Origin of the sequence: Pseudoalteromonas sp. Z1A6 (assembly GCF_011378745.1) — a bacterium.
GTDB classification, from domain to species: Bacteria; Pseudomonadota; Gammaproteobacteria; order Enterobacterales; family Alteromonadaceae; genus Pseudoalteromonas; species Pseudoalteromonas arctica.
On sequence record NZ_WTKW01000301.1, the window covers coordinates 1 to 5,040 of the forward strand.

4 protein-coding genes are annotated in these 5,040 nt (G+C 38.8%); 1 reads left to right on the forward strand and 3 read right to left on the reverse strand.

Translation table 11 applies throughout. The features are described from left to right. Positions 1-71 precede the first annotated feature (71 nt). Positions 72-668 (reverse strand): DUF2726 domain-containing protein, encoded by a 597-nt coding sequence (locus tag GQR46_RS15845; protein ID WP_007582968.1) that lies wholly within the window; start codon positions 666-668, stop codon positions 72-74. A gap of 116 nt (positions 669-784) precedes the next feature. Then, positions 785-1,705, reverse strand: coding sequence for a GTP cyclohydrolase FolE2 (gene folE2 / locus GQR46_RS15850; protein ID WP_024589695.1), 921 nt, complete (start codon positions 1,703-1,705; stop codon positions 785-787). A gap of 232 nt (positions 1,706-1,937) precedes the next feature. On the opposite strand from folE2, the gene arcB reads away from it, so the two are divergent. Next, positions 1,938-4,256, forward strand: a complete 2,319-nt coding sequence (arcB, locus tag GQR46_RS15855) for an aerobic respiration two-component sensor histidine kinase ArcB (protein WP_165722089.1) — start codon at positions 1,938-1,940, stop codon at positions 4,254-4,256. 16 nt (positions 4,257-4,272) lie between these two features. Here arcB and arcA read toward each other — a convergent pair whose 3' ends face one another. Continuing rightward, the gene (gene arcA / locus GQR46_RS15860; RefSeq protein WP_002962549.1) at positions 4,273-4,989 is read right to left on the reverse strand and encodes a two-component system response regulator ArcA; all 717 of its coding nucleotides are present in this window, start codon (positions 4,987-4,989) and stop codon (positions 4,273-4,275) included. Positions 4,990-5,040 lie beyond the last annotated feature (51 nt).

Genomic DNA, 5,040 nt, shown 5'->3' on the forward strand with positions numbered 1-5,040 from the left:
AAAAAACAAAAAAGCGAGCTTGTTTATGAGCTCGCTTTAAATACTTTTTAGGAGAGTATTTAATTTGGTTTTTAAATTTCAGCTAAAGCAGTTGTTTGTGCTTTGGCTTGAGAAGGTGAAAGTACCGCTGGCTTGTGTGAGCGATTACGAACAGGACGCTGCGTTTGTGTTGCTGCAGGCTTACCAAGTTTAAACATAATTGCATCGCGCACTTCTGATGGACGGTAGCCCGATTTAACTTTCATACGAATATGTGGAATGCCCGCAGACTCTAGTGCACCGTTTACAAACCAGTCGCGTTGAGCTTTGTGGCCATCTTTATTGGCATTGTTAACTAGGTCAACGGCCGCAACAATAGTTAGTTTTTCTTTATCGATTAATACAAAGTCGAGTTGCTTATTTTTAGCTTTAGCTAAAGCAGCACGTTTAGATTTAATAGAAAGACCTTGCTTACAGTCAATAACGTCAATTAGCTTAACGCGACTAACAATTTTATATTGATCGCCTACAGCACGCTCGAGAAGATTTAAAAAAGCGCCCTCAACCTGCGTAAAAACAGTTTGCTTGCGGGTAAAAGGATACGGGTTTCCGCCATCGTCATTAAATTTTGACGCAACAACAGAAGCCCCGACAACTAATACTAGAATTAATAATAAAGCGAATTCCATACGGTAACTCCATAACAACAAATTGACACTGCTCAAATAAAGCAATTTACGTGCCTAAAAAGTATGAGTTATAAAATAATTACCAACTGTTTATAAAAGCTAAAACTATGTAGCTATTAAGCTTTGTATCCACCTTCAATACCTTTAACCGCAATAGCTACAGCATCGTGTGCATGGAGTGATTCATAATGGTTTATTTGCAGCCAGTAATCGCTGTAATTATCTGTTTCTAATAAAGCTTTAATTTTACGTGCAGCATCTTCACAAAACATCAGGTTTTGACCATTTAAACGGGCAAATTCTTGCTCGTCTTCGCGTTTTACTGCCGCTTGTACAGGCGTTTTAAGTTCAGCTTCGAGGGTATTTATTAGAGTCACTACGTCAAATTCTTGAATATTGCTATCAAGCTTTACTTTTACGTTGGCAATAGAGCGCTGCGAGTGAGGTGTAGCGACTATGCCTTGTGTAGTGCCTAGCCATTCGTGCACATCTTTTTGGCTTAAGGTTTCTTGGTTAAACTTTTCGTTAAACGCGTTTTGTATAAGCTGGCGTGCAAGTGCTGCAGAGCAAGGGCACGTTGAAGAATAGGTAACATCTACGGTTAGCTCGTAGCTAATAATGTTATTTTCAATTGTACTGGTAAGTACAACTGGGTAGCTTTTCCAGCCTGCTTTACCACTTAATAGTGACTTACGGCGTAGCGGTAGTTCAAATTTAAATTCAATTTGTGCTTTATCGCTCAGCCCTTCGTGGCTAGTTATAAAGGTATCGAGTGCTTGCGCTATTGTTTGCGGATTGACTTGCTGCTCAGTCGAAAGCAGGTCAAGTGCTAAAAATAGACGTGACATATGAATGCCTTTGGCATCTTCTTTATGCAAATTTACAAATGCACGAGCTTTGGCATTTACTGTAACTGGAGATAAGTCTCGTGACTCAAAAATAAATGGCAGTTCGATTTCGCCCATGCCAACCCAGTCTAATTTACCTGTTTGTAAAGCGGGTGCAGTGTCTGCTATATCTGGCATATTGGTTTGCATGTGCGCTACTCGTATTTTGGAGATAATAAAGCGGGGCATTTTACACTAAATAATTTATTGCTGAAATGATGAGTTTAAGAGATGAGCAAAATCAAACATGAAAAATTCTGTTTTTATCGCACAACATGGGTAGTGGTAGGAGAAAAATGCTAAAATCTGGGAAAATGGTATGTTTATACATGCGCATTGCCTTCTTTATATTTAAGCACACAGCTAAGAGATAAAATTACGTATGACCGATTATTCTTTGAGCCCTTGGGCTCGGGTACTTTCCAGCTCAATAACGCGATTTGGTGAATTTAAAACCGCAGCTATTTGTTACACTTTATTTTTAACTGTATCTCTTATTTTATCGAGCATGTTTTATTATGTTGCGATAGGCGAATTACACCTTGTTGATATTTTGGCTGTGGTATTTTTTACGGCTGTAGTTTCTCCTTTAATTATAAGTGTATTACTTAATTCAATTCGTCAATTAGATGCCTCGTATGCTTATTTAGATAGCGCAACCAAGCAGGAAAAGCTCTTAAACCAAACCCTAAAAGACAACATTAGTCGTTTAAATATTGAAATTGATGAGCGTAAAATGGCGTTTCATGCCAAGCATCGCGCTATTGAAGAGCTGCGCCGAGAAATTGCTGAGCGTAAAAAAACACAACAAGAACTTGCCCAACAAAGTATGTTGCAACGCTCAATCGTTGATTCATCTCCCGATTTATTTTATTACCGCGATAACAACGGTGTATTTGCCGGCTGTAATAAAATGTTTGAAGAGGTAATGGGAAAATCAAGTAGTGAGCTAATAGGAAAAACGGTTGAGCAGATATTCCCAAGTCATTTTTTAGCTGAAGTTTTGGCAACCGATAAAGAAGTAGAGCAAAGCCATAAAGCACTAACTATAGATGTAGGCTATGAAGTAAATGGTGAAACACGTTGGTTTGAGCTGCGTAAATTACCTTTTATAAATGATGACGGTGACTACATTGGTTTACTGGGTTTTGGTCGTGATATCACTAGCCGTAAAGAAGCAGCACAGGCACTCGAAACTGCCTATAAAGACAAAGGTAAGTTTATTGCTACGCTGAGCCATGAACTACGTACTCCTTTAAATGGCATTGTTGGTTTAACGCGTATGTTATTAGATACAGAGCTTAATAAGCAGCAGCGTAGTTGGGGCAATACTATTTTTTCGAGTGCTGAAACACTCGGTAATATTTTTAACGATATTATAGATTTAGATAAAATAGATAGAGATCAGCTCGATATAGCAACCAATTCTATTAATGTGTCAGACTTTATAAACGATGTAGTTAATTTTGCAGGCTTAATAGCTGAGCAAAAAGAGCTTGAGTTTGATATTAAGCGCAATGGCATACTTGATGTTTACGCGCAGCTCGATCCGACTCGATTACGCCAAGTTGTTTGGAACTTAATTAACAACGCCGTTAAGTTTACTCAGCAAGGCAAAGTAACACTCGAATGCAGCAGAGAAAATCGTGTAGAAGGCCCATGGTTAGTTATTAAGGTACTAGATACCGGTCAAGGTATTCCACCAGAGCAGCTTGCCCATATATTTGATATGTATTACAAAGCGCCGGATTTAAAAGGCACTAACGCAATAGGTTCAGGTATTGGTTTAGCTGTAACTAAGGCACTTGTAAGTGCAATGAAAGGAATAATTACGGTAAATAGTACTGAAGGCGAAGGAAGTTGTTTTACAGTGCAAATACCGCTTAGTTTATGTGTTGCACCAACAGAGCAAAGTTATGTTGGCCGTGGTTTGTATATTCTACTAGTAGAAGATGTGCCTCTTAACGCCGAAATTGCTACAAATCTATTAGAGCAACGAGGCCATGAAGTGTTATGGGCTGAAACCGGTGAAGATGCGCTCTCGTTTGTCGAAACCGAAGATGACTTAGATTTAGTACTACTCGATATGCAATTGCCAGATATAAACGGTGACGTGGTTGCTAAACAAATACGCTCAGATAGCCACTTTGATAAATTACCTATTGTTGCTTTAACTGCCAATGTACGCAGTGCTGAAAAAGAGCTTGAAGGTATATCAATACAAGGTGCGTTGGCTAAACCAATTAACACAGTCAAGCTTGATAAAATGCTGGCTGACTTATTTGGCATTAAGCAAAGTGAGTGCACAGAGCCACAGCTAAAAGTAAGTGAAGAGGCGCTAGAGGGCATTGATGCACACTTATTAGATATTGAAACAATAGAAGACTTTGTAAATTCGATGGGCTTAGTTGTATTTAGACGCAGTAGTCAGTTATTCGAAAAGCTAAGTCCACAATATCAGCAAGAATTACTTACCTCATTAAATACTGGCGATAGAGAAGAGTATGAATCAGTAGCGCATAAACTTAAAGGTGCGGCTGGATCGGTAGGTTTAAATGATGTGCAGCTTCATGCCAAAATAATGGAGCATGGTGCGATTGATGAATCTGATGAAATGTTAAAGCAGTGGTTAGATGTTTTAGCAGATAAAATAAATGAAGGACAAAAAGCCCTTCATTTATTTTTACAGCAATTAGAGTAAAACTAATTAGCTCTAATTAAGCGTCAATTTTACCAATGAAACGGTAACCTTCACCATGGATGGTGCTGATTAACTCTGACGTTGAGTTATCACTTTCAAAATGCTTACGAATGCGACGAATAGTAACATCAACAGTACGGTCATTTGCGCGAAGCTCACGGCCTGTCATGTGCTTGATTAATTGCTCACGACTAAAAATACGACCTGGAGAATCAAGCATTAAACGAAGTGCTCTGTACTCACCTTTTGGTAAACGTTTAGCGTCGCCATTTGGAGAAGTAAGACAGCGGCTATTTTCATCAAGTTCCCAACCGTTAAACGTAATAACACCATTTGTTTCTAGTGCTGACTCTTCACCGCCTAAAGCAGTACGAGTAATAAGGTTGCGAGCTCTAATAGTTAATTCACGCGGGTTGAATGGCTTAGTAACGTAGTCATCTGCGCCAATTTCAAGACCTAAAATACGGTCAACATCGTTGTCACGACCCGTTAGGAATATAAGACCTACTTTACGCTTTTGGCGTAATTCACGGGCTAAAATAAGACCGTTTTTACCAGGAAGGTTGATATCCATAACTACAAGATTAACGTCATCGTTATTTGTAAGCTTGTCATGCATATCATCGCCATCAATGGCTTCAATAACTTTGTACCCTTCAGCTTCAAATAAACTAACTAGGTTCAGTCGAGTTACGTCTTCATCTTCTACGATTAGAATGACTGGCGTTTGCATTATTAATTAACCTTTTGGAATATTTTATTTATAAAAAAACCGGTGACGAAT